Consider the following 26238-nt stretch of genomic DNA (forward strand, 5'->3'; position numbering starts at 1 on the left):
TTCAACGGCTTAATCGGCTATTCTTTCACCCTCGCAAACAAAAATGTTTTCATCAGCAAGGACCATTCGGGCTCTTTACCATACATTCGGATGCCAAGTTCAAACACACGGCTGGCGGCATTTTTCAGCCAGAACAGGCAAGCAATCAGCAAAAGCAGAGATAAAATCCACTCCCACCAGGGCACTGAAACTGAAGCCATACGCATCGGCATAGCGGCAAAAGAAGTGAGTGGGAACAAGCTCAGTATATGCATCAGCGTGCCTTCAGCATTATCCATTGCACTGAAAACCACACCTAAAGGTACTGTAGGTAAAAACATAATAATAGAGCGGCTGGAATGGTTTGGATCATCAATAGTTGCGGCAAAACCAGCCATAAAACTATTGATCAACAGCAAACCTAAACTGACAAAAAGTAAAGCACTGGCCAGTTCTAAAGCTGTGATTGGCAAAACAAACATACCTTTGCCTTTCATCAGTGAAACAGCCTGGATCATCAGGTATAAAAACAAACCTGTGGTGACCATGCTTTTTAAACAAAACAAAGAGATCCCCAGAATTTTACCGTCAATCCATTCTTTGGTGCTGATCAGCGTCAAGAGTTGTTCCGTAACCCGTTGCTGCTTTTCTGTGGTAATGGCGGTAAACATAAAGCCAAAGCCTGAAAATACGCCAATACCCAACAGGATCAGCAAACCGCCACTGACCATTTGTTGTTCTTTGTTTTGTTTAGCTGAGTCTTTTTTCAGAAAAACCAGCTGAGTTTCAGGCAGACTGTCCACAATCTTTTTTTGTTCTGCGCTCAGTGGCAACTGACTGATACGTTGTTTCTGCAGCCAGTTTTGTAGTTCAGGCGTTATTTTCTCCTGCCAACTGGCACTGGATTCAGCCGTCATCACCAGTTTGTCGTCTTCTACCTGTACTACTAAATCCCAAACCTCGCCAAGACCAGAGAGAGCTGTTTCTGCTGAGTCGGCTGGAATTTGGCTAATGGTAAAACCGCTGATTTTAGGGGCGGAAGCGCTGCTGACCAGGGCTATTTTGTAGTCATTATCCAGCCAGGTTTTTACCAGTGGCCAGGCACTCATCAAGACTAAAGACAGCAGCATCAGGCCAATACTGATGATCTCTTGTTTCCATTTAAAATAACGTTGGAACTCAAAAACGGCTATGGTCCATAAATTCATGCTGCATCTCCTTCTGCACTGGTTTGCCGGGTCGCTGGTGTTTGTTGATTGTGTCGCTGCACAGCAGTGAGATACAACTGATGCAAACTGGGCTGAATACGGCTGAAATCAGCCAGTTCAGCGAGGCTGGTCAGCTGCTGCAGTAACTGACTGACGCTGTAGCCTTTGTGTAAGGTCAACTGAATTTTATCCGGATCTGAAATTTGGAGTTCTGCCACTGCCGTTAAACGCTCCAGAGCTTCGGGGTTGACTTGCTGTTCAAAGCTCACTTCAAACCACTGTTTGGGGTCCAATTGCTGGCTGACTTGTGCCAGACTGCCCTGAGCCACCAGCTCGCCTTTGTTTAGCAGTAACATTTGATCGGCCAGACGTTCAACCAAGGCCATTTGGTGGGCGCTTAATATAACGGTTGTGCCGCTTTGTTTTAATTCTGTCAGGATGGATAACACATGCTCCTGATTCACCGGGTCCAGACCGGAAAAAGGTTCATCTAAAATCAATAGATCCGGTTTATGCAGCACACAGCTAATCAGCTGGACTTTTTGCTGATTGCCTTTGGAGAGTTTATTTAAGTTGTCATCCATTTTTTCCAGCAAATCGAGCCGGGTACACCATAAAATCAGGCCGGCCTCAATATCAGCTGCTGCCATGCCACGTAATTTACCAATATAAGTCAGGTTTTGTCGTACAGTTTTGTCCTGATACAAACCACGGTCTTCCGGTAAATAACCGTAACAACGCTGCGGTAATGCGCTAAGCTCTTCGCCTTTGTATTCAATACGTATCTGGCCAGCATCGGGTCGGGTTAAACCCACCAGCATACGGATCAGGGATGACTTTCCTGCGCCATTAGGACCTAGCAGGGCAAAAATCTGACCTGACTGAACGTCGAAACTAATTCGATTAACAGCTTTGACCGTACTGTAACTTTTTTCTATTTGATATGCTGAAATCCTGAGCATGATGTGTCCTTGCAAGCAAGTTAGAGTGATGATGTATCACCAGCATATCAATGCTAAAGCTTTAACAAAAATAGTAAAATGTGACAAATTATTAACCTGTAGTTTCGCGGCTGTATTGTCAGCGCTTTGTCATTTGTTTTGAATAGAATGAACTTTCGGATTATCGGAGCAGGAATGAACTCATGATCATCAAATCCAAAATGACCATAGTACTGTTGCCAGGCCTGGATGGCACAGGCACTTTATATCAGCAACTGGCGCAACAATTGGCTCCGGATTTTGAGCTTCAGGTCATTGCTTATCCTTTGGACCAGCTCTGGGGTTATGCCCGGCTGCTGGAGTTTATCCGGCCGCAACTGCCAAAACGTCCTTACTTGCTGTTAGCTGAATCCTTTTCAGGTCCTTTGGGTATTCTGCTAGCGGCAGAAAAACCACAGCATCTTACAGCCCTGGTGCTGTGTTGTACCTTTGGCCGTAATCCATTACCTGCTATCAAAGGTTTGGCCAGCGCTGTGGATAAGCTGCCATGGAATGAACTGGTGCATCACTGGACCGCCTTGTGGTTACAGGGGCGTTATGCCAGTCCACAGTTATCGGCGTTATTAGAGCATGCTCTGACTATGGTGCCGGAGCAGGTGATTAAACATAGGGCTAAACAGGTGCTGCGGGTCGATGTGTTGGCTGACTTTGCCGCTTTAACTCTGCCTATATTGTATTTACAGGCACGGCAAGACCGGCTTATCTGGGCATTCAACGCTAAAACCCTAAAGCAGTTGCAACCCGATATGCAGTTGGTCAAATTAGATGCGCCACATTTTTTGCTTCAAGCCATACCCGAACAGGCGGCGTGGCAGCTAAAACTCTTTATTGAGTCGCATCAGGTTGCAACACAACCACAACAAAGGTCAGTGAGTATAGTCTGACCCTCACAGTGCTGTTTTAACGAGCCGGGTTTTTATCGGTCTGAGCCGTCAGTAAAAACAGGATTTTATCCATATTTAGCTTTTCATAGGGCATTAAGCGCTCAGGTTTGCCTTCACGCAAAATAGATAAGTGGTCTTCAGTAAACGCCAGTACAGCCGCTGAAGTGATAATGGTATTGCCTTCTACTTTGTAGGTGCAGTGGGCCAGATCTAAAAAAGCCAAAATACGGGTACGAATACTTGACATCATGGGTTGAGCTCCGGTGTAGCGCTTTTTAATAATATTCCCTGGTGGTGAACTACTTCTCTCACTCCGGGAGGAGTTCTCATGCAAGTGCTCTGACAAAAGCTCATCTGCTTTTGTTCCGCACAGCGGAGAAAAAGTTGGAAAATTGCGATGAATACAGCATGAATTTAAGTTTGTGTGATCATTCAATGCTTTTTGCTCTGTTGCCTGAGCAACGGACTACTTCGGCAGGCTGCCTTTGCTGGCGATTTTGTGCTAAAAGGAACCAATCTCTTTCGTCAGAGTCAAGTGAACGGCGAAAATAGCTGAAAATAGCGGTTGATCCGTTACAACAAGGAAAATACACAGGTGAAACAACAGTATTGGATTGGATTGATAGGCATCACAGTGGTGCTGGCAGGTTGTTCATCGACTAACCATAGGCGATCTGAAACCCCCGCTATTTTTAAAGCCTGTGTGCATCCAGACCAAAGCAAACAATTCAGTTATCGCAAAGGCCGCCCGATGCAGATAGAACAAAAGGTGATGATGCAACGTATAGCTACAGAGCGGCCACTGCGCGGACGCTCGCGTCCGGCCAATGCGGACCGTTATAACAAAGAGCCTGGTGAAGGTCCTCTCTATGACGAATTGGCCGAATTGCTGGAAACCACACAATTTTGTAAAGAGGGCTATTTTGAACTCGACAGCAGTTTTGAACATGGTTACGAGCGTATTATTGCTGAGTGCAATGACAGCGCGACTGAACAGGAGATGAAAAAACTACCTGTATGTGGTCCAGCTGACAGGTTGTAAAATAAAGCACCTAGTACCCGGCAGATCAATCCTTTGACCGCAGTTGTGCGCAACAAGTGTGCACAACTCCCCAAGCTGCATGCTTGTGTCGCTTCCTTCCCAACCCCCTGATCTGTGCTAACTCTGTTTCAGGGGCCAGATAGTTCAGTTGTATTTCCTGATCCTTTGCGCTGAATCATAAACTACAGCCTGTTAAACAGTCATGATCAGATTTTTATCCTTAGGTCTGAAAAATGTTGCCGATGGTCAGCTTGTGTTTACCAGTCTGTCGGAGTCGTCAGTCAGAGCATGTGCAAAAATCCAATAGCGAACACACCTAAGTGATAAAAATGATACCAATGTTGATTTGGATATGATATAAATGATAAAAATGATGGTGAGGTAGGTTTGATATGAATTTCAGCAGTATCAGGGTTAAAAGCAGTATTCCAACAGCACTAATGGCTATGACAGTAGTGGTCGTTATTGCACTCTTCAGCTATCTCAATTTATTGCAGCAAAGCGCTTTAAAGATTGAAGCTGAAAATTTCCTGCCTGCAGTTTCAACGGTGCTGAATGCGGATCGGGATTTATATCAGGCAAAATTAGCGCTGGCCCATTTCAGAGTCAGCTCTGATACAGAGCAAGTGGCCGCTCGTCAGGATTTTGACGAAAATGCCGAGCAGGTTAAGCAACGTTTTGCTGACTATCTGGCGTTGTTATCTGCTTACCCGGAAACAGTAAAAAAATTTAACGACTTTGAGGCGAACTACCGCAGGTGGTTGGTCAGTGCGCAAGCCTTACTTGCAGCTCAGGCTGGCAGTGGTCTGATTGAATTGCAATCAGATGAAGCCACTAAATTTGCCGACTTGCGGAAAATGCTCAATGAGGCGGGCGAGGTGGCTTTAGAATTATCAGAATCAGAACAAGCGCTGTTGCATGAAAAAATACAGTTTTTTAATGCGCTTACCTATAGTTTTACTGTAGTTTTATTATTAATTTCTGGCTGGTTTAGCTACAAAGGGCCAAAGCAGCTGACGGTACAAATCAATGCTCTGACCCAACGTTTGTCAGAAATTGCAGGTGGTGACGGCGATTTAACTGCACGGCTTGAAATTAGCAGTAAAGATGAATTTGCTGATTTAGCCCGCCAGTTCAACAATTTTATCGCCAACCAGTGCAGTATGATTGCCGCAATATTGCAGCAGGCTGCTCAGTTAAGTCAGCTGACGACGCAGCTGTCAGACTCGGCGATAAAAACCAATACTATTACCTCCTCGTTAAATATTGCCTCTGATTCCATTGTCAGTGCGGTGCACGAAATGACGCTGGCGAATAAAGAAATGGCGCAGGTAGCCACAGAAACTGCCGGCGAGTCCGATCAGGCGCGCAAAAGTGCAGGTTTAGGATTAGACGTCGTAGATAAAGTAACCTTCAGCATGGGCAAGCTGACGGCTGACGTGGATGCGGCTTTAGGTTTCTCAGCAGATTTAGAAAAGAGCTCTGGTACTATCAGTTCTGTACTTGAAGTGATCCGCAGTATTGCAGACCAAACCAATTTACTGGCATTAAATGCGGCCATAGAAGCGGCAAGGGCGGGTGAACAAGGCCGTGGTTTTGCTGTAGTTGCCGATGAAGTCAGAACCCTGGCTTCACGCACTCAACAAAGCACCAATCATATTCAGGACATTATTGCGCAGCTGCAAAATCGGGTGGCTGAGTCTACTCAGGCCATTAACAGTGGTAAACAAAACGCAGATTTAACTGTGGCTAACTTTGCTCAGGCTGAACAAGTATTTCGTTTGATCATGCAATCGTCAGTGCAGGTTAATGATATGGCTATCCGTACCGCTGCAGCGACAGAAGAGCAGGCCGTGGTGTCGGAAGAGATCACCAAAAACTTATATGCTTTGCATGATCAGGCCAGCGCCGCTGGTGATGTAGCCAAAGAGAACAATAAATTGTCAGAGGATATCCGGCAGTTATCCGATGTGCTTTTTGGTCTGGTGGGAAAATTTAAAATCAGCTAAGCCATTTAGTTGTTGATGTATAAAGGCCTGCAGCATAAATGTTGCAGGCTTTTTTATAATGAAGTAAGTCACTCTTAACCCCTTACGCTTAGCCTGAAAATAATAGTACCCACTGAGATTCGAACGCAGTCAACTGCAACGCAAACAGGCCATTACTCTGGTTGCTGATATCGTCACTTTGTGCCAAAACCTGATATTGCTTGTACAGCTGGATGAATACAGGGTGTTATTTGCTTTTACCTGAAAACAGGCACGCTTTGAGCAAATCAGCAGGCACATTTATTTGTTGCTGAAGAAGGAAAAACACTCTAATTTAGATACTTAGCGCGAACCAACCTAAAAATAACAGGCCAGAGAAAAGTAATAATGTGCCAGCACGCTTTTGGTCCAAGCTTGTAGTAGTTGGTTTTGATTAATCAATCTTTATCAATTCATGAACGCTGGCTTGTGATCTGGTATAACCAGGTAAAGTGTGCCGGCACAATATACAAATGTTATGCCTTAGTGAGTAGGTGCTCCGAACCATGAAACCAAGCGCTCCAGCAGAAATGCCGTTTACGCGAGATTCTGTACTACAGATGCTTACTTGGGGCGCAAACCCAGAAGCATCCCCATACTCGCACAAGCAGATCGCTGAATGGTGCGATAGGTTCTGGTGTCAGTATCTCGATATTGATGCCGATCCAGCAATTGAGAGTCTGCTCCCTGTTCTCACGGACGTGGAAACTCAGTGGGATCTCTATCTGGCAAACACATATACACTTGAAGAGCTCCGAGCTAAAGACTTTGAGGCCGAGCAAATGCCCAAGGAGTGGTTCAATGACTGGCTTCGGCAATTGGCATAACAATCGGCTGCACAGAGACCGATTTTCCGCCGCGGTGCGGCTCCAAACCGGCGCGTGAGCCGGGCGTTAGGTATCCATGAACATTCTACCCATGTCAGAATCTTGTCCTAAGACTGTGGATTTGGATAAGTTAAAAAAAGAAATAAAATCAAAGAACTTGGCTGGACTTTGCAACAACACAAAATGGGATGAACTATTAACTGCTTTTAGAGCGAATAAATGGACTGTATGTAATCGTTCTAAATGGATAAACGGTTTTATATCTGACTGGGAAAATGATTGGTTTTATCACCTCCCATTTCCATTCGTTGGTGTTGAGTGGTTTGACATTAAATTTGTAAAAACAATTTTTATCATCAGAGATGGCGGCAGGTTTGAGAAAGAAACAAATTTGAAAGATGAGATTCTAAATTGTCTTAGTGATATTGGCGTAGAGTTTGAAGTCGCATCTGATTTTGTTAGGGTCTGGGGTTATGCACCAAAGTGTTATCAAGAATTTAACGGGTAAAATACCTAACAAGGCCCAGCATTTCGCAGGCTGTGGCTGCCGGACTCGCTGCGCTAAGCGTTAGGTAACTATGGATAGTACTGCGTCGAAATTCAGAAATTCGTGCCTAGACATTTTGAGCTTTTTATCGTCTCCGCCGAGACAGAGAAAATTTGCATCAAAAGTCGAATACATCGACTATAAAAGCGAATTTGTTTGTTGGTGGTTTGATGATTTAGTTATGGACTCCTTACCTCCAGGGCTTGGTTTAATATCTGAACGCTTCACCCCGGATGAAATATTAATCCTCTGGGAGTTTACAAAACTTTTTGAGCGAAATATTGATAGCGAGAATCAATCTATTGATGAGCTATAAAAAGACTCTAAATGGAAAGTTGTTATGGTAGCAACTCAAGACGCACTAACAAAAATTAGGTAAAGGCACCTAACAAGGCCATTAAAACGCGGACACAAAACAGCTGGCTTGTGCTCCTGCGTCGCCAATTTTAGCCAGCTATTTTGTGCCGTTTGTGGCGGGCGTTAAAACTCTATGAGGGAGCAGGGTTTGTCTTGGAAAAAAGGGGATTTGGCGGCATATAGTTCGGTATTTCTTATCGTATTGTTTGTTGGTATTTCGTTATATTCCCCAGTTCGCGCTGTTGAATGTGGCGGGGAGTCAGATCGCGAATGCTATGTGCCATTATGGCAATCAATATCCCTATATTTGGTTATTGCTCTTTATGCTATTGCCATGGCCGCCGGTGGGTTTGAATGGGTGAGAGGAACGCTAAACAAATTCAGCTCGGCTTGCCTAATTGTTTCATGTATGTTCCTGGCCGTATTTGTGGGTGGGCTTGTGTGGCTTTATATGCAGTCAGCGCACTGAGTTTTAACAAGCGCATGTTGCGGATAAATTTCCGCTGCGCTTCAATTTTCCGCAAATGCGGTCATTATCTGCCCAAGGAAGCTATGTGCAATTGCAAAGAACAACCCGCTTTAATTGATATCAGCAACAACCACTCTGATTTCAAATCAAATCTTGGCCAACTAGATGTTGCCAATTGGGTTTTGTTAATGCGATGCCCCGATTGCAAGCAGTTATACAAAGTAGATGAGTGGGATAAATATCAAACCTGCTATGCAGTAAAAATTCGCTCATCTGAAAATTGGGAAGCATTTGACAGTGAGTCACTCATAAAACAGCAAATGGTTCAAAATCGAGGCGGTCTTAGCAATGAATCATGCATGTGGCCAGGCTGTGACATGAAGCAGGTAAAAGGCAGTGCTTACTGTGTTAACCATCTCTATTCTGGTGGTACTCGTGCGTAGGCACTTAACAAGACAAGGCAAAATCGCCCTGCTGGTTGGACGCGCTAACACGCGCCTTTGCTTGCGGCGTGTGTGTCGGGCATGACACGTAACTAGAGAGGTGAAAGTCCTCTTGCCAGGTTTTCGCAGAGCCGAAGGCTAGGAAAAGGGCAAGGGCGTTGTCGCGAGGCAGGGTCTGAAGGAAGCCCAATCCAAAATGACGGGATGATGTACAAGAACCAGATCTGAGGTGTGATACAGCTGAGGCGAGCGGGCACGTGACCGCGAAGCCTTCCATCTGCGTTTGGGCTGTATTTTATAAATCTGGCATCTACGTCAGGAAAGTTATGTGTCTTACCCCGAGAGATCTGCATGATGTTGAAGGAACAACTGACAAACGGGCAACTGTGCGTGATCGTCATGCAGAAGTCAGCAGAGGGCATAGTAGGCGGTTTCTCAACGCTGAAGGCCCGAACATTTTCAGGTGACGGTGTACCAAATTGATGATGGATATTGCATCTGCCAAGTCTCAACTGAGACCACTGCAGCAGGCAGTGGATGAAATTCAGCGCCATAAAGTACCAAACCAGCCACCAAGTAATCCAACATCATGGATGGCGCAGGTATTAGCAAAGGACAACCTGATCCGCGCCCTAAACCAAGTGAAACGTAACAAAGGAGCTGCAGGCGTTGATGGTATGACGGTAGATAGATTATCGGATTATCTCAAACAGCACTGGCCAGCGCTAAAAGAGCAGTTAGAGACAGGCAGTTACCAACCTGAAGCGGTAAAACGGGTCGAAATCCCCAAAGCAGATGGTCGTAAGCGCAAGCTTGGTATCCCAACAGTGCTGGATCGCTTTATTCAACAAGCGATAGCACAGGTACTAAGTCAACATTGGGAAAGCCAGTTTCATAACAACAGCTATGGATTCAGACCTATGCGCAGTGCGCATCAGGCAGTGAACTACGCAAAAGCCTTGCTGTTATCAGGCAAAGGTTGGGTAGTGGATCTGGATTTAGACGCGTTCTTCGACCGAGTTAATCATGACAGGTTGATGAGTAAGCTACGGGCGCAAATTCAAGAGCCAACGCTGCTAAAGCTGGTCCATCGTTATCTTAAGGCGAAGATTGATCACAATGGTAAACAGGAATCGTGTCGGGAGGGGGTACCGCAAGGTGGGCCACTATCGCCACTGCTTGCCAACATTGTGCTCAATGAATTGGACTGGGAGCTGGAGCGCCGCGGCCATTCGTTTGCCCGCTACGCCGACGACTGTCAGATTTACACTGGCAGCAAACGAGCGGGTGAACGAATAAAACAGAGCATAGAGCGCTTTATCGAAACAAGCCTGAGGCTCAAGGTAAATCAAGCGAAAAGTGCTGTAGCTCGGCCTTGGGAGCGAAGCTTCCTTGGTTTTACGTTCAGCCGCAGAAAAGACAAGAGACTAAAAGTGACCGACAAGGCACTGGACAGACTGAAAGACAAATTACGCGAGCTGACGCGTCGCACGAGGGGCCATAATATTGGCAGTGTTATCGCAGATATAAGAAAAGCCCTGCTTGGTTGGAAAGCGTACTTCGGTATAGCAGAAGTACAGAGTCAGCTGCGAGACACCGACAAATGGTTGCGGCGAAAGTTACGGTGTTATATCTGGAAGCAATGGGGTAGTAAGGGCTATCGCATGTTGAGGAAAGCAGGAGTTGATAGGTTCTTAGCTTGGAACACTGCAAAATCAGCCCATGGTCCTTGGCGCTTGAGCAAAAGCCCAGCGCTTTACATCGCCTTGCCTAACCGATATTTTACAAACATGGGGCTGCCCACCATAGCAGCATGATTAGGATTATGAAAATGAACCGCCGTGTACGTGATCCGTATGCACGGTGGTGTGGGAGGAGAGGCGCTGTGAGGCGTCTCCCTATCCCGATTAATACCTGCAACTCGCCGATCGTGGACCCAAAAGCAATGCAAGTCGATAGCGAACCTTTATTTCAGTTAACTTGTCACTTGTAAACAACCGCTTAATCCAGTGCCATCCTCATACTCCATAAACCAAGCCGCACTAAAGTAGCTGTAGTGCACCCAACTAAGATAAGCTGGGTTTTTGTCGTCTTTAGCCTGGGGGTTTTATGCAACTTTCTGATGTGGTTATTCTTGCTGGTGCCCGCACTGCTGTTGGTAGTTTTGGTGGCGCGCTTTCATCATTAAGCCCCGCACAGCTTGGCACTGCTGCGGCTAAGGCTGCGATTAGCCGAAGTGGGGTGGCTGCAGCACAGATTGATCATGCAGTTTTTGGTCATATTATTACCACTGGTGCTGAAGATGCTTATCTGGCCCGTCATATTGCGTTGAATTCTGGTTTGCCCGTGACAAGTGCCGCTTTTAATGTCAATCGGTTGTGTGGTTCGGCGCTGCAGGCTGTTATTTCTGCTGCTCAGCTGATCCAATTAGGGCAAAGCCACATCGCTTTGGCCGGCGGCGCTGAAAGTATGAGCAACGGCGCTTATTTGCTGCCCGCTGTGCGCAAAGGTTTGCGATTAGGCCATGCTGTGTCCACAGATTTAACCTTAGGTATTTTATCCGACCCTTTTGGTACTGGCCATATGGGCCTGACTGCAGAGACTATCGCTGCTCAGTATGGTTTTAGCCGCAGTGAACTGGATAGTTTTGCTGCCGAAAGTCAGCGTCGCGCCACTTATGCACAACAACAAGGTTATTTTGACGAACAAATTGCTCCGGTTTCTGTTCAATCACGCCAGTCTGAAGTGTGGGTTCGCAAAGATGAGCACCTAAGACCTGAGACTACAATCGACAGCTTAAGCACACTCAAAGCCGCCTTTAAAAAAGACGGACTGGTCACAGCCGGCAATGCATCAGGTTTAAATGACGGTGCAGCTGCTTTGGTATTGACCAGTCAGAGTGAAGCCAATCGCCTTGGTGTGGCGCCACAAGCCCGAATTGTAGGGTACAGTTTTGCTGGTGTTGAACCTGCTCTGATGGGGCTGGGGCCAATACCAGCGGTACAGAAATTACTGGCACAGACGGGGATATCGCTTAATGACATTGATGTGATTGAGTCCAATGAGGCTTTTGCATCACAAGCGATGGCGGTCAGTCAGACGTTGGGGTTTGATCCTGCCAAAGTCAATCCAAACGGTGGTGCTATAGCGCTGGGGCATCCTGTAGGTGCAACAGGTGCAATTTTAGTGGTGAAAACTCTGGCCGAGTTGCAAAGAACAGCAGGGCGTTTTGGCTTAATCACTATGTGTATCGGCGGTGGACAGGGTATCGCTCTGATGATTGAACGTACCGCTGGATAGTGGCTTTTGCAGCAGAATAAATGGGCTTGCTGTGGTGTTTCTGTTCTGTTAGTTTGACGCGGCATCCGCAGCGAGATGCTTGATTTGTATGTAAAAAGCTAAGGAGTGGCTATGCGTTTTATGTTGTGTTGTGGCATAACAGCTTTGTTATGCTGTCCGTTATTAGTATCTGCCGCCCCCCTTATTTCTCATCTACAGCCGTCTGAGAGTCGCCAGCCAACACCTGTAAAGCTTCAACAGCGTTATGATTGCTTTTCTGGCCCGAAGGGGGACGCAAAGCAATTTAGTCAGCAGCTTGAAAAACACAATTATGCGAATTGGCAGGGCTACATTGGCTTGAGTAGTAAAAACAATTATGTCGACATAGTGTCTGCTGTGCACTGTGAGGTTTGGCATTACCTGGTCGATGGTATTCAAGTCGAAGCTGTACTGATGTATCCGAAACAGGCTGATAAACTGCCTGTGGTCCTTTACCACAGAGGGGGGAATCGTGCTTTATCTGCCATGAATTTTAGTGGTGTTGCACGTTTACTTCATTTCGCCCGGCACGGTTATCTGGTGATTGCCAGCAATTATCGGGGCACCGACAGCTGGCCTTTGTACAAAACAGATGGTTCAGTGGAGGTGGCCGCTCAGCCTATAGGCCAGGATGAATATGGCGGGCAGGATGTGGATGATGTGGTTGCATTGCTGCAACTCCTTAAAGACTATCCTCAGGCGGATAGCCGTCGGATTGGGCTTTATGGCGTAAGCAGGGGCGGCATGATGGCGTTTCAGGTTGCTTCGCGTTTGCCGCAGGTTAAAGCTCTGGTGGTTAAATCCGGCGTGTATGATTTAGCGGGCCAACTGCTAAAGCGTCCTCGTATGGATCAAACCTATCGTGAGCTGATCCCCGGTTATTCAACTGGGGCAAAGCAGTTACTTGATCAACGCTCTCCTCGTTATGTGATCAACAAGATAAAAACAGATCTACCCATTTTACTTTTGCATGGTGATCAGGATGATCGGGTGGATGTGCAGCAGGTTTTACAAATGGCTGATGTGCTGAAGCTACAAAACAGGCCGCATAAGTTAGAGGTGTTTGAAGGGGGCGATCATTTCCTGCGCTCCTTTAACCATCAGCTTGATCAGCAAACTTTTGACTGGCTGAAACTGTATCTGTAAAAAGAAAGCCGGTTCGGTTTTATTGCGCTGACATCAGCACACCGAACCGGCGTTCCAGGGAACAGATAGCAAAGAAACTTCGCTGATGATGAGAGGTCCTGTTTCAGTTTGCTGCGTTTTGAAGTTCAGCGGTTTGCGACAGATGCTGTGGTTCTGACATTTTTTTATTTTGTTTCCAGTAGGCTTCCTGAGTCAAAGGAGACAGGATCTGACCTGCGTACCAGACCGGGATATGGGTCTGGAAATAATACTTTTCAGTTTTTTTACCTTGGCTGAAAAACCAGACCGTCTGACGGGATGCCGCACCGTTAACAACAATGCTACGTCCTAAAAAGTACTGCTCAGGTTGCTGGTCTGGATACTGTGCTGCAAATTCCTTTAACACTTCGGGTGTCAGCACAATACTGACATTGCGCCTGTCACGGTAATCGTATTCGGTATTCAGATACACCATAGAGCCCACTTTGGCCGCATTATTTATCTGCAACGAAAATAATCCAGGTACAGTCTGCGGTGCTGCTTGTTCTGACAGCACTATGGCATCCCAGGCTGTTAAACCCTGTTTAGCAGGAGCATGGACTTCTTGCAGCGCACAACCAGTTAAAGTAACCAATAGCAGTGAATACCATAAAACAGCTTTCATTCAGTCCATCCTTGTGGTGATTGCGCTTTTCTTTTTTGAAAGGCAAGCGGGGTTTATCTGCGGCGACCAGTAGTGTGAATCATCTGCATGTTATATCAATAATATAACAAAAAAATTACACAAACCAATAGCTTCTGTTGATCCTTATCAGCATTTTAATCTTTAAATCTAACTACACTACACACTACTTTTATCCACAGCACAGGATTTCTATGCGTTGTCATTCAGCCGAACAAGCTCTTTCGTTGATCCAAAATGATGAAACTATCTGGTGCCATTCAATGGCTGCAACCCCTTATGCCATGCTCGCCAGCCTAGCGAGGGTGGCACTTGATAAGCAGAATTTAACCTTACTCAGTTTACATACCGAACACAGCGACGTTTTAGCCGCCGCAGAACTGCAGGGACATTTACGTCAGCGGGTATTTTTTGTTGGCCGTCCCAGCCGACCTGCGGTCAATGCCGGACTAGCTGACTATGTTCCGGCTTTTTTATCGGAGATCCCTAAGTTATTCCGCAGCGGCGAACAGAAGCTTGATACCGCCATTATTCAGGTGTCTCCACCCGATAAACATGGCTTATGCAGCCTTGGTATTTCAGTGGAAGCCACCAGAGCTGCGTTGCAATCGGCGAAAAAAATCATAGCGCAGATCAATCCGGCTATGCCACGCACTCACGGCGACTCCTTTGTGCATCTGACTGACTTTGCGGCTTATGTTGAGCTGGAAAGTCAAATTCCTTTGCATCTGCCTGCAGCCCAGGATCCGATCACAGCGCAAATTGGCCGCAATGTCGCAACTTTAGTGCGGGATGGTGATTGTCTGCAGATGGGCATAGGTGCCATTCCTGATGCGACTTTAGCTTGCCTTGGCGACAGGCAACACTTAGGCATTCATACCGAGATGTTTTCCGATGGTGTGTTGCCGCTGCTGGAAAAAGGCGTGTTCACCAATCGCAATAAGAAAAAACATCCGGGCAAAATAGTCACCACTTTTGCGATGGGCAGCCAGGCTTTATATAACTTTGTTGATGACAACCCTGAAGTGGTGTTTTTGGATGTAGCCTACACCAACGATACCGCCGTGATCCGGCAAAACCCGCAGGTGATGGCGATCAATAGCGCTTTGCAGGTGGATTTGTCCGGTCAGGTCTGCGCGGATTCACTTGGCACCCGCATTTATTCTGGGGTAGGTGGCCAGATGGATTTTGTCCGTGGTGCCGCTTTGTCTGAAGGCGGACGTTCAGTGATTGCATTACCTGCCACAGCCGCTGGCGGCACAGTATCCCGCATTAGCTCTTTATTGGCACCGGGTGCTGGCGTGGTCACCACCCGTGCTCATGTGCATTATGTGGTGACTGAATATGGTGTGGCTAATTTGCGTGCACGTAGTTTAACCGAACGAGCCAGAGCTTTAATTGAGATAGCTGCACCACAATTCCGGGAGCAGTTGGCTAAAGCTGCTTATGACGATTGGGGCTTACTGGTTTAACCTTGTGATCCTTATGCATTAAAAAGCCCTGATTTGAGTTCAGGGCTTTTGTTTTCAGGAGTGACCAGCGAGCATTCAGCAAGGGCTGTAGGTTATTCTGAGCATGGAGCTAAAAAATGATAAGTGGTGACTGTACAAGACACACCTTCTTTTGTTGTTGAACATACAGTCGCTTTTGTTGTTTTCGGGCACATGCCTTCAATGCCGCCTGTACCGCCATTGCCACTGCCCGGGCTTGAACCACCACCAGAAGAACCATTCTCCACAACGGTAATATGACTTCCTTTAGAGATAAACTCCATAATGCAAGGAGATGGCATGTCATTTGGGTCCATATAGTTATAAACACCACCATCGCCTGTTAGTGTACTTAATTCATGGCCACCAATGATAGAACCTGCCCGATCCAAATAGAATTTCAAATGAATCGATTTAATGCCTCTCACATCGATATTTCCGCCGTAATCGACTTCAAATGAGAGTCTATTCTGCCAAGGGTCTCCTACACTGATCACATGGTAAAGGGGATTTTGCTCATGGGTCCGATCCACTTTTGTTGTAATGCCTGGAGTGACTGAGAGGTTCATTTCACTTGATGTCTGGCTTATTGCTGCACTGGTAATATAATCACGCCAGCTGCGATCCGCTACATGTGCTGTGATTCTATCGGCCATTTCTTTGTTGAGCTCAGCTTTCACTGAGGTATCAGTCAGATAGCCTATTAGGCTTTTACTACACTCTGTTGATGTTGACTGTGTGTTAAGCCTTACAAAGGTCTGGTTCGTTAATTGCGTAGTCGCTTGGGCTTGATAAACCGCATCTCGTATCGTCTGATGTAATGTATAAAAGCCTTGCATCAGCTCCTGCTCTTCCGCAGTAAGGGTCAAATCTTTGATCAGAGCGTTGTAATCGCATACGCTGCCTGAACAAGAGAATTGTACCCGAAATTTGAAGGCTTGTTTGGTGATTGGGTTTGCCACTACTAATGTGTCAAGTGGACCAGAGCATTCGACATCATCAGGTGTGGGAACTGTATCTGTGAATCGCCACCAATAAACTAGACACTTCCCAGCCGTTCTTGGTAACGGTTTTCATACTCTACCGGTGACAGCAGATTATTGGAACCATGTTTCCGTTTACTGTTGTAAAACATTTCAATGTAATCAAACACATCACTTCTGGCCTCATCACGCGTCGTGTAGACTTTCCGCTTGATCCGCTCTCGCTTTAACAACTGGAAGAAGCTTTCTGCCACTGCATTGTCATGACAGTTTCCGCGTCTGCTCATGCTGCCTTGTAAGCCATGAGTTTTCAGGAATGCCTGCCAGTCATGGCTGGTGTATTGGCTCCCTTGGTCGGAGTGAACCATCACCTGTTTTTTAGGCTGACGTCGCCACACGGCCATCAGCAATGCGTTCAGCACAATATCTTTGCTGATTTGGGAATGCATCGACCAGCCAACAACCTTGCGCGAGAACAAATCCACAACCACAGCCAAATACAGCCACCCCTCATGCGTGCGGATGTACGTGATATCAGTTACCCATACCTCGTCAGGCACTAACGGATTAAACTGCCGCTGCAAGCGGTTCGGCGTAATGATATGGCTGTCCCCCTTACGTGATCTGGGTTTGCGATATCCAACCTGTGCTTTAAGCCCTTCGGATTGCATCAACCGGTATACCCGGTTAATGCCGCAAGACTCGCCGAAATCACGTAAATCAGAATGAATTTTACGGTAGCCATACACACAACCAGACTCCAGCCAAAACTGTTTTATTAATCCTGTCAGCCGCCGGTTTGCTTTATCGCGTTTCGACAGCGATGCCTTACTCCACGCATAGTATCCACTGGGATGCACATCCAACATGTTACAAAGCCAGCGCACCGGCCAGCTGTCGCAGTGTTCTTTAATGAAGGCGTATCTTAGTCGGACAGCTTTGCGAAGTACGCCGCGGCTTTTTTTAGAATGTCGCGCTCTTCGGTGGCTCGCTTCAGCTCTTTTTGCAGTCGCTTAATCTCGGCCTGAGCGTCAGCCAAATCATTATGCTGTTGTTTGTCAGGACCGTACTTTTTAATCCAGGCGTACAGGCTGTGCGTGGTGATATCGAGCCGTTTGGCAACATCCGCAACTGAATGGCCGCGATCAACGACCTGCTTAACTGCTTCGATTCTGAATTCTTCGGGGTAACGTTTACTGCTCATAGGCACCTCTCTTTGAGTTAGTTTATCTAACTGAAAGGTGTCTAGGAAATTAGTGGCGATTCACATTTCCGACCTAATCCACTCCAAAAAAGAGAGTGGATTCAGCTATTGGGCTGTCGAATGCAGCTTTCTCTAGCGGGAGCCGGTTGCGGTTAAGTGGTGAGTTATACAGCTTGATAGGCTAGCGTCACACTTTGTTGATGTTGATGTTGATGTTGATGTTGATGTTGGTAGCGTGTTAGAACTTCCAAAGGGATGATGAGTGAGTTGAGTTGCCTCTTGAGCCTTATAAACCGCATCACCTATGTTCTTATGTAATGTATAAAAGCCTTGCATCAGCTCCTGCTCTTCCGCAGTAAGGGTCAAATCTGTGATCTGAGCGTTGTGATCGCATACGCTGCCTGAACACGAGAGTTGTACGCGAAATTTGAAGGCTTGTTTGGTGATGGGGTTTGCCACCATGAAGGTTTCTGATGGGCCTGAACATCTGGCATTAGCCACTATGGGGGAGGTATTTGGCTTTATGCTGAAATGACATTCAGGCTCAGGAGTCTCTTTCATTGCAATCAGCCGCGCCTTAGCGTAGTCGCAATCATCACACGAATAAGTGGTAAACTGCTCTGCAATAGCAGCGGTGGACGATAGCAAAAAAAGCAGTGGTATCAGTAATTTCATAATTATTAACTTCCGTATCATTATTAGAGATTAAACTCTATAGGCTTTTTTTTGTTGATGCAACATCATTATTATGTTGCTAATTTTCACATCCGCCATTTTGACGAATGAGATCTCATCAATTGCGCTATGGGTGAGGCGCAGAACCAACTATGATAATGCCACTGTTGCCTGACCCTTCTTAAACAAATAACAAGATACTCAATTAAACGACTATAAAAATATCAAGTGAACCAACCCAGAGAGGACTTCGGATGAACTACAACAAAATAATGCTGGCGTTAAGTCTTGGCGGCGCTTTGGCTTTAACGGCCTGTAAACCTGCACCAGAACAACAAACCACACAACAAACTGCTGCTACAGAGCAAGCAGCGCCTGCTGCATCAGCAACTGCATTAGTGGCCGGCTTTGAAAAACGCCTGGATATCTACCGCACTGTGGATTTAACCGCTGATTTATCCACTGTGTCGGCTCAACATAAACAAATGCTGGGCAAATTAATTGAAGCTTCCGAAATCATGGACCAGTTATTCTGGAAACAAGCCTTTGCAGAAGATAAACAAAGCTTTTTAGGCAAAATAACGGATGCTAAAACCAAAGCTTTTGCCGATGTAAACTATGGCCCATGGGACAGATTACAAGGCGATGAGGTGTTTTTAACTGGCTATGCAGCTAAGCCTTTAGGCGCTCAGTTTTATCCAGCTGACATGAGCAAAGAAGAGTTTGAAAAAACTGACTTTGCCGATAAAAACGGCCTGTATTCAATAGTGCAGCGCGACAAAGACGGCAAATTAGTGGCCGTGCCTTATTCACAAGTCTACAAAACTGAGCTGACAGCAGCGGCTGAGTTGTTAAAAGAAGCCGCAGCTTTATCAGCAGATAAAGATTTTGCCAACTACCTGACGATGCGCGCTGAAGCCTTGTTAACTGACAACTATCAGCCGTCTGATTTTGCCTGGATGGCGATGAAAACCAACCCTATCGATCTGGTGATTGGCCCTATCGAAACTTATGAAGATCAGTTATTTGGTTACCGCGCTGCTTTTGAAGCTTATGTCCTGGTGAAAGATTTAGCTTGGAGTGAGCGTTTAGCCAAATACGCTGCCACTTTGCCAGCGCTGCAAAAAGGTCTGCCGGTGCCTGAGCAATACAAAACTGAAAGCCCGGGTTCGGACGCCGACTTAAATGCCTATGATGTGATTTATTACGCTGGTCATTCCAACTCGGGTGGTAAAACGATCGCCATTAACCTGCCGAACGATGAGCAGGTACAGCTGGAAAAAGGCACCCGCCGTTTGCAGTTAAAAAATGCGATGCAAGCTAAGTTTGAACACATTATGTCGCCTATTGCGGACTTACTGATCGCACCTTCGCAGCGCCAGCATGTGACTTTTGATGCCTTTTTTAACAACGTGATGTTCCATGAAGTGGCGCATGGTTTAGGTATTAAAAACACCATCAATAACAAAGGCACAGTACGTCAGAGCTTAAAAGAGCTGTCAGGTGGGCTGGAAGAAGGCAAAGCCGATATTCTGGGTTTGTATATGATTTCCCAGTTGTCAGAACAGGGCTTATTGCCTGATGCCAAAATGGAAGATTTTTACACCACCTTTATGGCCGGTATTTTCCGCTCAGTGCGTTTTGGCGCCTCCAGCGCGCACGGTAAAGCCAATATGGTGTGTTTTAACTATTTTGCCGAGCAGGGCGCTTTCGTTCGTAATGACGACGGCACCTATCAGGTGGATTACGTCAAAATGAAACAAGCTATGACTTCCTTGTCGCAGTTGATCCTGACCTTACAAGGCGATGGTAACTACGAAGGTGTAGCCTCATTGATGGCCGATAAAGGCGTGATTAAAGAGCAATTAGCCGCAGATTTAGCCCGTTTAACCACGGCTAATATTCCGGTCGATATTATCTTTAATCAGGGTCAAGCTGTGTTGGGTTTGTAAGTGATGGGGTCAGAGCTTCGGCTCTGACCCTTTAGTGTTTTTTTTGCAACGAACAGCATCAAAACTGCTGAATTTTTTTAAATTTAAGAGTTAATTTCCATAATCAATAATTCTCTAATTAGCCATCTATCCTGCTGAGTTCCCCATTTATCCCGTTTTTCCGATTCAAGTTTGGCCTGAGCTTTGTGTTGCGTTACCCTTTAAAAGCGTTTTATGCCCAAAGTAATGTTTGTTTAACGCAAACAATAACGGCTTGTTCAACTCGGCTGTTTCTGTACCTGGGTGTTTCTTCTCACCACTTACCAAAGGTTATTCAATGGTTAAGCCCACACTTCTGGCTCTGTCTATTGCAGCGGCCTGTCCTTCTATTGTGTATGCAACGGATAGTTTAAATACTGCAGAGCAGCAGGACTTAGCGACACAACTACAACAACTTAAACTTCAGGTTGAAGCTTTGGAACGTCGTTTAGCACAGCAATCTAAACAAGAAGCCAAAGCGGACAATCAGCAAAACACCATAGCAGCTGAAACTGAAACTCCACCTGCTGAAACAGCAGCAGATGGTATTGAAGTTGGTGGTGCTGTGCGGACAAACTTTAGTTACACCTCCTATGATGAGGGCAATAAAAACCGAGGCGGCGATTTTGACTTCGACCTGCTGCGGTTAGATTTTCGCGGCACTGTCGGAGATGTCAGCTTAAATGCCGAAATCCGGTTTTTTGATTACATGACTGCGGTGAAAAAAGCCTATGTGGCTTATCAATTCGACGAGTTGTGGCAGGCCCAACTGGGCATCACTCAGGTGCCTTTTGGTAACTGGCCATATAATTCAAATAACTACTTTTTTAGCAGTAATTATTATCTGGGTCTGGAAGATGATCATGATTTGGGGCTGCTGTTTAAACGCCAACTTTCAGATCAGTGGCAACTCGATATCGGCTTTTTCAAAAACGATGAACTCGGTGGCATAGATGGTTATGTTGGTGACAAAACTGACCGCTATTCCTACGACATAGTAGGTGCTCGCAGCGCTACTGAAGATATTTACGGCGAACCCACTCAAGCGCTGGCTGAGACCAATACCTTGGTCAGCCGTTTTGGTTATCACCTGACGCAAGGCCAGTTAAATACCGAACTTGGGTTTTCCGTGTTGTCCGGCAAACTGCACGATGGTGTACGTAATGCCGGTGATTATCAGGCCTATGCTTTACATCTGAATAGCCGTTATCAGCGCTGGCAATTGCAGCTGCAACATAGTCAGTATCAGTATGATCTGGACGGTATAGAACGCATCGCTGTGGGGGCTTATGGTTTTTATGACTCTATAGCTGCTGAAGCCAAATCGGCCACAGTCAATCTGGCTTACGATTTACCAGTGCAGTGGGGCCCAGTCACGGATCTGCAGTTTTATAACAATTACAGCCTGGTGTATGACAAATCTGATCAAAGCCGCAGCACTTTGATGAATGTCACGGGCTTTTCTCTGGCCGCAGGGGCACTTTTTACCTATGTCGACTATGTGCACGCCCGTAACCAGCCTTTTGTCGGTGGCAGTATGGCCGGTGACAGTAGCGACGAGGAACAACGCTTTAATATCAATATTGGCTATTACTTTTAGCCGGTCTTTTTCCTGACATTTTAACCGCGAAATCGCAATAACTGCTCGCTCAAAAGGGGAGCAGTGCAGGCGCAAACTAAAACTACAGCAGGTACAGAATGAACGAACAAAAAGATCCAATGATCCCTGATGGCAAGGTGAATGCCATCGACACCGACTACCAGGTCGGGCAAGACAATATACTGGTAAAACTTGGCCCTTTTGGTCTGGATATTCATAACAGAGTATTTTTGATCTCAGGCTTGAGTATTGTCGCCTTTGTTATGATGACCTTGTTATTCCAGAACCAGACAGCGCCGGTGTTTGCCGCTATGCGCGGCTGGCTGACCAGCAATCTGGATTGGTTTTTTATTAGTGCAGCCAATATTTTTGTACTGCTTTGTCTGGCCCTTATCGTGTCGCCTTTGGGCAAAGTGCGGCTGGGTGGAACTGAAGCAAAACCCGATTACAGCTATGTAGGCTGGTTTTCAATGTTATTTGCTGCCGGTATGGGCATAGGGCTGATGTTTTATGGTGTGTCCGAACCTTTATCGCATTTCAGCAGTGCGTTAAGCGGGCCAGTGTTGGAAAACGGCAGCCGCACCGACTGGGCGCCATTGGGTGGCGCTGCGGGCGATCCTGCCGCAGCCGCACGTTTGGGTATGGCAGCTACCATTTATCATTGGGCGCTGCATCCATGGGCTATTTACGCCATTTTAGCGCTGGGGCTGGCCTTGTTTTCTTTCAACAAAGGTTTGCCACTGACCATCAGGTCGGTGTTTTATCCCTTGTTAGGAGAGCGGGTTTGGGGATGGCCAGGCCATTGCATCGATATTCTTGCGGTATTTGCCACTTTATTTGGTCTGGCAACTTCACTTGGCTTGGGGTCTGCTCAGGCTGCTGCAGGTTTGCATCTGCTGTTTGGTGTGCCTGAAGGTCAGACGACCCAAATAGTATTGGTGGTGGTAATTACGCTGATTGCATTAGTTTCAGTAGTTGCAGGTTTGGATGCAGGCGTAAAACGCTTATCTGAAATCAATATGGCACTTGCAGCATTGCTGCTGTTGTCGGTGATTGTGCTAGGGCCAACGTTAGTGATCTTAAGCGGTGTGCTGGATAACCTGGGCGCTTATCTGCAGTATTTACCTGCTCTTGCCAACCCGGTTGGACGCGAGGATAGCAATTTCCTGCAAGGCTGGACGGCCTTTTATTGGGCCTGGTGGATCAGCTGGTCGCCTTTTGTCGGCATGTTTATCGCCCGGGTGTCCAGAGGCCGCACTGTACGTGAATTTTTAATTTCAGTGCTGCTGGTGCCTTCTTTTGCTTGTGTGCTCTGGATGACGGTGTTTGGTTCTACCGCTATTCATCAATTGGTGCAAGACAGTTATCAGGCTGCTGCTTCGGCTGAATTACCACTGCAATTGTTCCAGATGTTGCAGGCCTTGCCACTGGCTGATATCACCTCGTTTATTGCCATAGTGTTGGTGGTGGTGTTTTTTGTCACCTCCTCTGATTCTGGTTCCCTGGTGATAGATACCATAGCGGCGGGCGGTAAAGTGGATGTGCCAGTGGCGCAACGTGTGTTCTGGTGTACCTTCGAAGGACTGGTTGCCATAGCTCTTGTGCTGGGCGGAGGCTTAGTGGCATTACAAGCCATGGCGGTATCGACCGGCTTTCCTTTTGCCCTGGTCTTATTGGCTTCTTGTGTCTCTGTAGTGATAGGACTGAGATCCGAGCCTCGCGCTTAACCATCAGTCTAAATAAGGGGAGGGTTTAGCCTCCCCATTTAAGTTTTAAGGCAAGCGGATGCAGATAGAACAAATAGAGATTCTGAATTTTTTAAAAGGCTATAGCCCTTTTAAAGAGCTACCGGATGACTTGTTGCAGCACACGGCAAAGCAGGTGGATATTGGCTATTTTAAAGCCGGTACGCCTATTTTGCGTTTTGGTGAACCTTTGCAGGCCTTGCATCTGGTGCGTAGCGGTGCTGTCGAGACCTACAGGCGTAACGGCGTGTTGTACAACAGACTCAGCGAAGGCGGAATTTTTGCTGAGCAAGGTTTATTGCGTGACAAAACCGTAATATTCCCTGCAACAGCTATAGAAGACAGTTTGATTTATTTTATCCCTGTGGACTGTTTTGAGCTGCTGTATCAATCTGACGAAGTTTTTGCCGATTATGTCGAGATAGGCGATACCCAACGGAAAAAAGGCGGAGCTCTTGCCGACAAAAGTAGCAATGATTTAATGAGCTCAGCAGTTCGCCAATTGATCGGCAGACCCGCAGTGACTTTAGCGGCGGACGCCACAGTGCAGCAGGCTGCACAATTGATGCAACAAGAGTCGGTGTCTTGCTTGTTGATCGTGGCCGATCAGTCAGCGGATGCGGCTTTGGTTGGCATAGTCACAGACCGTGATTTACGTAACAGGCTGATAGCAGCTGGATTGGATTATCAACAGAAAGTTGCAGTGGTGATGACCACAGAACTGGTGTGCATTGAACAGCACCAGTTTGTGTTTGAGGCCATGTTATTGATGCTGCGCCACAATGTGCATCATTTGCCCGTGCTGGAAGACGGCAAGGTGCTGGGTATTATCTCTATCGCTGATGTGATCCGTTATGAGTCACAAAACAGCCTCTATATTGTCAGCAGCATTTTCCGTCAACAGACTGTGGCTGAATTGCAAAGCCTGAGCACTGAATTGGCTTCTTGTTTTGTTCGTATGGTCAATGAAGATGCCAACTCCCGAATGATTGGCGCTGCTATGGCGGTGACAGGCCGTAGTTTTAAACAACGTTTACTGGAGCTGGCCGAGCAACAACTGGGGCCACCGCCTGTGCCTTATTGTTTTCTGGCTTTGGGCTCTATGGCGCGGGATGAACAACTGATAGTGACGGATCAGGACAATGCGTTGGTGCTGCACAATGATTATGACCCTGTGTTGCATCAGGATTATTTCGCTGCGCTGGCTCAGTTTGTCTGCGATGGTCTGGCCGCTTGTGGTTACAGCTATTGCAGCGGCGGTATTATGGCCACTAACAGCCAGTGGCGACAGCCGCTGCGGGTCTGGCAGCAGTACTTTACCGATTGGATTGAACAACCTGATGCGCAGCGATTGCTGAACAGCGGCATCTTTTTTGATTTAGAAGGGGTATGGGGTCAGCTGCACTGGGCTGAACAGCTGAATCAGCAAATCAGACGTCAGGTCAAAGCCAATCCGGATTTTTTAGCCTGCATGGCGCGCAATGCCATCAGCCGGACGCCACCTTTGGGTTTCTTTAAAGATTTTGTACTGGAAAACGACGGCCAGCAAAATAACTCTCTGGATATTAAACGCAGAGGTACAGCGCCTTTGGCTGATTTGGTCAGGGTACATGCTTTGTCTATTGGCTGCACTGCAACCAATACCTATGAGCGATTGTTGGCGGTCAAAGCGGCTGGCATTTTACCTAGAGGCCGCGCTGACGATTTATTGGATGCACTGGAAGTGATAGCTATGGTACGAATTCGCCAGCAAGCCAAAGCTATACAAGGGGGCAGAACGGCGGATAACAAAGTTAAACCTGAAGAACTCTCTGCCTTTGAGCGTAAAACCTTAAAAGAAGCCTTTCAAATTTTAAGTTACGCGCAAAAGTTTCTGAAATTCCGTTACCCCGGTGGGCGACAGTAGCAGAGGTGTTATGTTTTATCTGAAAAAGCAGGAGTTAAAAACAGATCCACTAGAGATGCTTGGCAAACACTGGCAAAAAACCATGCAGCAACTGGAGTTAAAAGCCAAAGATCCCAGGTTAAAAACCTTTTATCAGGCTGGAGCTGTGGCGGCTAATACTACTTTGCAAGATCTGTCTTTTGTTGCTTTGGATTTTGAAACCACCGGCCTGGATCCGCTGCGGGATGGCATTGTCAGCATAGGTTTAGTGCCGCTGACTTTGGATAGAATTTATAGCAGTAAAGCTCAAAGTTATCTGGTCAAACCCAGAATACAGCTGAAAGACAGTTCAGTGATAGTGCATGGTATTACCGACAGTGCCATAGCTCAGGCGCCGGATTTAGAGCAGTGTATTGAACCCTTGTTGCAGGCGCTGGCGGGGAAAGTGGTGCTGGCGCATCATCTGCCTATAGAGCGGGCCTTTTTGTATCATGGTTTGATGAGCCGGATAAATGAAGGTGTTGTATTTCCAATGATTGATACTTTGGCGTTAGAGCGGGGTTTTACCCAGCTTGGCTTGAAAGGCTGGTGGCGCAGTATGACTACACAAACCAAGCCATCCTTACGTCTTGCTGATTGCCGGCAACGTTATCAGTTGCCAGCTTACCAACCTCATCATGCGGTGACAGACGCCATGGCCTGTGCTGAATTGTTTCAGGCCCAGGTAGCACGGCATCTTTCGGTATCAACTCCAGTTGGCAAGCTTTGGAGTTAATA

At 46.7% G+C, this 26238-nt stretch carries 22 protein-coding genes; 15 read left to right on the top strand and 7 right to left on the bottom strand.

The window, feature by feature from the left end:
• Positions 1-17: 17 nt before the first annotated feature.
• Positions 18-1187: an ABC transporter permease gene (locus EK374_RS08750; RefSeq protein WP_127022062.1), complete on the bottom strand. Its 1170-nt coding sequence runs from the start codon at positions 1185-1187 to the stop codon at positions 18-20.
• The gene (locus EK374_RS08755) at positions 1184-2149 is read right to left on the bottom strand and encodes an ABC transporter ATP-binding protein (protein WP_127022064.1); all 966 of its coding nucleotides are present in this window, start codon (positions 2147-2149) and stop codon (positions 1184-1186) included. Before EK374_RS08755 ends, EK374_RS08750 begins: the two co-directional genes overlap by 4 nt.
• 182 nt (positions 2150-2331) lie before the next feature.
• Here EK374_RS08755 and EK374_RS08760 point away from each other — a divergent pair, with 182 nt between their 5' ends.
• A complete protein-coding gene (locus tag EK374_RS08760) occupies positions 2332-3072 on the top strand; it encodes an alpha/beta fold hydrolase (RefSeq protein WP_127022067.1) in 741 nt (246 codons plus the stop codon).
• A gap of 16 nt (positions 3073-3088) precedes the next feature.
• Here EK374_RS08760 and EK374_RS08765 read toward each other — a convergent pair whose 3' ends face one another.
• Positions 3089-3322 (bottom strand): hypothetical protein, encoded by a 234-nt coding sequence (locus EK374_RS08765; protein WP_127022069.1) that lies wholly within the window; start codon positions 3320-3322, stop codon positions 3089-3091.
• Positions 3323-3667: 345 nt separating this feature from the next.
• Between EK374_RS08765 and EK374_RS08770 the strand changes: the two genes are divergently transcribed.
• The 8 genes from EK374_RS08770 to EK374_RS08805 all read left to right on the top strand — a co-directional run bounded on the left by EK374_RS08770 (position 3668) and on the right by EK374_RS08805 (position 13248).
• Entirely contained in the window at positions 3668-4114 is a 447-nt protein-coding gene (locus EK374_RS08770) for a hypothetical protein (protein WP_127022072.1), read from the top strand.
• 392 nt (positions 4115-4506) lie between these two features.
• A complete protein-coding gene (locus EK374_RS08775) occupies positions 4507-6123 on the top strand; it encodes a methyl-accepting chemotaxis protein (protein WP_127022075.1) in 1617 nt (538 codons plus the stop codon).
• 524 nt (positions 6124-6647) lie between these two features.
• Positions 6648-6968, top strand: a complete 321-nt coding sequence (locus EK374_RS08780) for a hypothetical protein (RefSeq protein WP_206099315.1) — start codon at positions 6648-6650, stop codon at positions 6966-6968.
• 121 nt (positions 6969-7089) lie between these two features.
• The gene (locus EK374_RS08785) at positions 7090-7476 is read left to right on the top strand and encodes a DUF6678 family protein (RefSeq protein WP_127022078.1); all 387 of its coding nucleotides are present in this window, start codon (positions 7090-7092) and stop codon (positions 7474-7476) included.
• A gap of 750 nt (positions 7477-8226) precedes the next feature.
• Positions 8227-8784 (top strand): hypothetical protein, encoded by a 558-nt coding sequence (locus EK374_RS20755; RefSeq protein WP_206099316.1) that lies wholly within the window; start codon positions 8227-8229, stop codon positions 8782-8784.
• Positions 8785-9266: 482 nt separating this feature from the next.
• On the top strand, positions 9267-10601 hold the full coding sequence (gene ltrA, locus EK374_RS08795) for a group II intron reverse transcriptase/maturase (RefSeq protein WP_206099317.1): 1335 nt from the start codon (positions 9267-9269) through the stop codon (positions 10599-10601).
• Positions 10602-10893: 292 nt separating this feature from the next.
• Entirely contained in the window at positions 10894-12084 is a 1191-nt protein-coding gene (gene bktB / locus EK374_RS08800; RefSeq protein ID WP_127022080.1) for a beta-ketothiolase BktB, read from the top strand.
• Positions 12085-12420: 336 nt separating this feature from the next.
• The gene (locus EK374_RS08805; protein ID WP_164731848.1) at positions 12421-13248 is read left to right on the top strand and encodes an alpha/beta hydrolase family protein; all 828 of its coding nucleotides are present in this window, start codon (positions 12421-12423) and stop codon (positions 13246-13248) included.
• Between the two features lie 103 nt (positions 13249-13351).
• Here the strand turns inward: EK374_RS08805 and EK374_RS08810 are convergent, their stop codons facing one another.
• Entirely contained in the window at positions 13352-13891 is a 540-nt protein-coding gene (locus tag EK374_RS08810; protein WP_127022086.1) for a hypothetical protein, read from the bottom strand.
• Positions 13892-14103: 212 nt separating this feature from the next.
• On the opposite strand from EK374_RS08810, the gene EK374_RS08815 reads away from it, so the two are divergent.
• Positions 14104-15381 (top strand): acetyl-CoA hydrolase/transferase family protein, encoded by a 1278-nt coding sequence (locus EK374_RS08815; RefSeq protein WP_127022089.1) that lies wholly within the window; start codon positions 14104-14106, stop codon positions 15379-15381.
• Between the two features lie 92 nt (positions 15382-15473).
• On the opposite strand, the gene EK374_RS08820 is transcribed toward EK374_RS08815, so the two are convergent.
• From EK374_RS08820 to EK374_RS08830, 3 genes are all read right to left on the bottom strand, one after another.
• Positions 15474-16361, bottom strand: coding sequence for a hypothetical protein (locus EK374_RS08820; protein ID WP_127022092.1), 888 nt, complete (start codon positions 16359-16361; stop codon positions 15474-15476).
• Positions 16362-16438: 77 nt separating this feature from the next.
• A protein-coding gene (locus EK374_RS08825) for an IS3 family transposase (protein ID WP_127019341.1) occupies positions 16439-17586 on the bottom strand; the annotation gives its coding sequence in 2 pieces (ribosomal slippage) (positions 16439-17349 and positions 17349-17586; 1149 coding nt in all).
• Between the two features lie 132 nt (positions 17587-17718).
• Positions 17719-18261: a hypothetical protein gene (locus EK374_RS08830; protein WP_127022095.1), complete on the bottom strand. Its 543-nt coding sequence runs from the start codon at positions 18259-18261 to the stop codon at positions 17719-17721.
• A gap of 254 nt (positions 18262-18515) precedes the next feature.
• On the opposite strand from EK374_RS08830, the gene EK374_RS08835 reads away from it, so the two are divergent.
• From EK374_RS08835 to EK374_RS08855, 5 genes are all read left to right on the top strand, one after another.
• Entirely contained in the window at positions 18516-20213 is a 1698-nt protein-coding gene (locus tag EK374_RS08835) for a dipeptidyl-peptidase 3 family protein (protein WP_127022098.1), read from the top strand.
• A 316-nt stretch (positions 20214-20529) separates the two neighbouring features.
• Complete coding sequence (locus EK374_RS08840; protein WP_127022101.1) at positions 20530-21831, top strand: porin family protein; 1302 nt, start codon at positions 20530-20532, stop codon at positions 21829-21831.
• Positions 21832-21929: 98 nt separating this feature from the next.
• The gene (locus tag EK374_RS08845; RefSeq protein WP_127022104.1) at positions 21930-23558 is read left to right on the top strand and encodes a BCCT family transporter; all 1629 of its coding nucleotides are present in this window, start codon (positions 21930-21932) and stop codon (positions 23556-23558) included.
• 58 nt (positions 23559-23616) lie between these two features.
• Positions 23617-25482: a putative nucleotidyltransferase substrate binding domain-containing protein gene (locus EK374_RS08850; protein ID WP_127022107.1), complete on the top strand. Its 1866-nt coding sequence runs from the start codon at positions 23617-23619 to the stop codon at positions 25480-25482.
• A gap of 10 nt (positions 25483-25492) precedes the next feature.
• A complete protein-coding gene (locus EK374_RS08855; RefSeq protein WP_127022110.1) occupies positions 25493-26236 on the top strand; it encodes a 3'-5' exonuclease in 744 nt (247 codons plus the stop codon).
• The last annotated feature ends 2 nt before the right edge of the window (positions 26237-26238 follow it).

It is taken from the genome of Rheinheimera mangrovi (assembly GCF_003990335.1).
Lineage (GTDB): Bacteria > Pseudomonadota > Gammaproteobacteria > Enterobacterales > Alteromonadaceae > Pararheinheimera > Pararheinheimera mangrovi.

Excerpts from the sequence above, each read along its gene's own strand:
- EK374_RS08750 (WP_127022062.1), bottom strand. The coding sequence starts at position 1,187 with ATGAATTTATGGACCATAGCCGTTTTTGAGTTCCAACGTTATTTTAAA.
- EK374_RS08755 (WP_127022064.1), bottom strand. The coding sequence starts at position 2,149 with ATGCTCAGGATTTCAGCATATCAAATAGAAAAAAGTTACAGTACGGTC.
- EK374_RS08760 (WP_127022067.1), top strand. The coding sequence starts at position 2,332 with ATGATCATCAAATCCAAAATGACCATAGTACTGTTGCCAGGCCTGGAT.
- EK374_RS08765 (WP_127022069.1), bottom strand. The coding sequence starts at position 3,322 with ATGATGTCAAGTATTCGTACCCGTATTTTGGCTTTTTTAGATCTGGCC.
- EK374_RS08775 (WP_127022075.1), top strand. The coding sequence starts at position 4,507 with ATGAATTTCAGCAGTATCAGGGTTAAAAGCAGTATTCCAACAGCACTA.
- EK374_RS08780 (WP_206099315.1), top strand. The coding sequence starts at position 6,648 with ATGAAACCAAGCGCTCCAGCAGAAATGCCGTTTACGCGAGATTCTGTA.
- EK374_RS20755 (WP_206099316.1), top strand. The coding sequence starts at position 8,227 with ATGGGTGAGAGGAACGCTAAACAAATTCAGCTCGGCTTGCCTAATTGT.
- ltrA (WP_206099317.1), top strand. The coding sequence starts at position 9,267 with ATGATGGATATTGCATCTGCCAAGTCTCAACTGAGACCACTGCAGCAG.
- bktB (WP_127022080.1), top strand. The coding sequence starts at position 10,894 with ATGCAACTTTCTGATGTGGTTATTCTTGCTGGTGCCCGCACTGCTGTT.
- EK374_RS08810 (WP_127022086.1), bottom strand. The coding sequence starts at position 13,891 with ATGAAAGCTGTTTTATGGTATTCACTGCTATTGGTTACTTTAACTGGT.
- EK374_RS08815 (WP_127022089.1), top strand. The coding sequence starts at position 14,104 with ATGCGTTGTCATTCAGCCGAACAAGCTCTTTCGTTGATCCAAAATGAT.
- EK374_RS08830 (WP_127022095.1), bottom strand. The coding sequence starts at position 18,261 with ATGAAATTACTGATACCACTGCTTTTTTTGCTATCGTCCACCGCTGCT.
- EK374_RS08835 (WP_127022098.1), top strand. The coding sequence starts at position 18,516 with ATGAACTACAACAAAATAATGCTGGCGTTAAGTCTTGGCGGCGCTTTG.
- EK374_RS08840 (WP_127022101.1), top strand. The coding sequence starts at position 20,530 with ATGGTTAAGCCCACACTTCTGGCTCTGTCTATTGCAGCGGCCTGTCCT.
- EK374_RS08845 (WP_127022104.1), top strand. The coding sequence starts at position 21,930 with ATGAACGAACAAAAAGATCCAATGATCCCTGATGGCAAGGTGAATGCC.
- EK374_RS08850 (WP_127022107.1), top strand. The coding sequence starts at position 23,617 with ATGCAGATAGAACAAATAGAGATTCTGAATTTTTTAAAAGGCTATAGC.
- EK374_RS08855 (WP_127022110.1), top strand. The coding sequence starts at position 25,493 with ATGTTTTATCTGAAAAAGCAGGAGTTAAAAACAGATCCACTAGAGATG.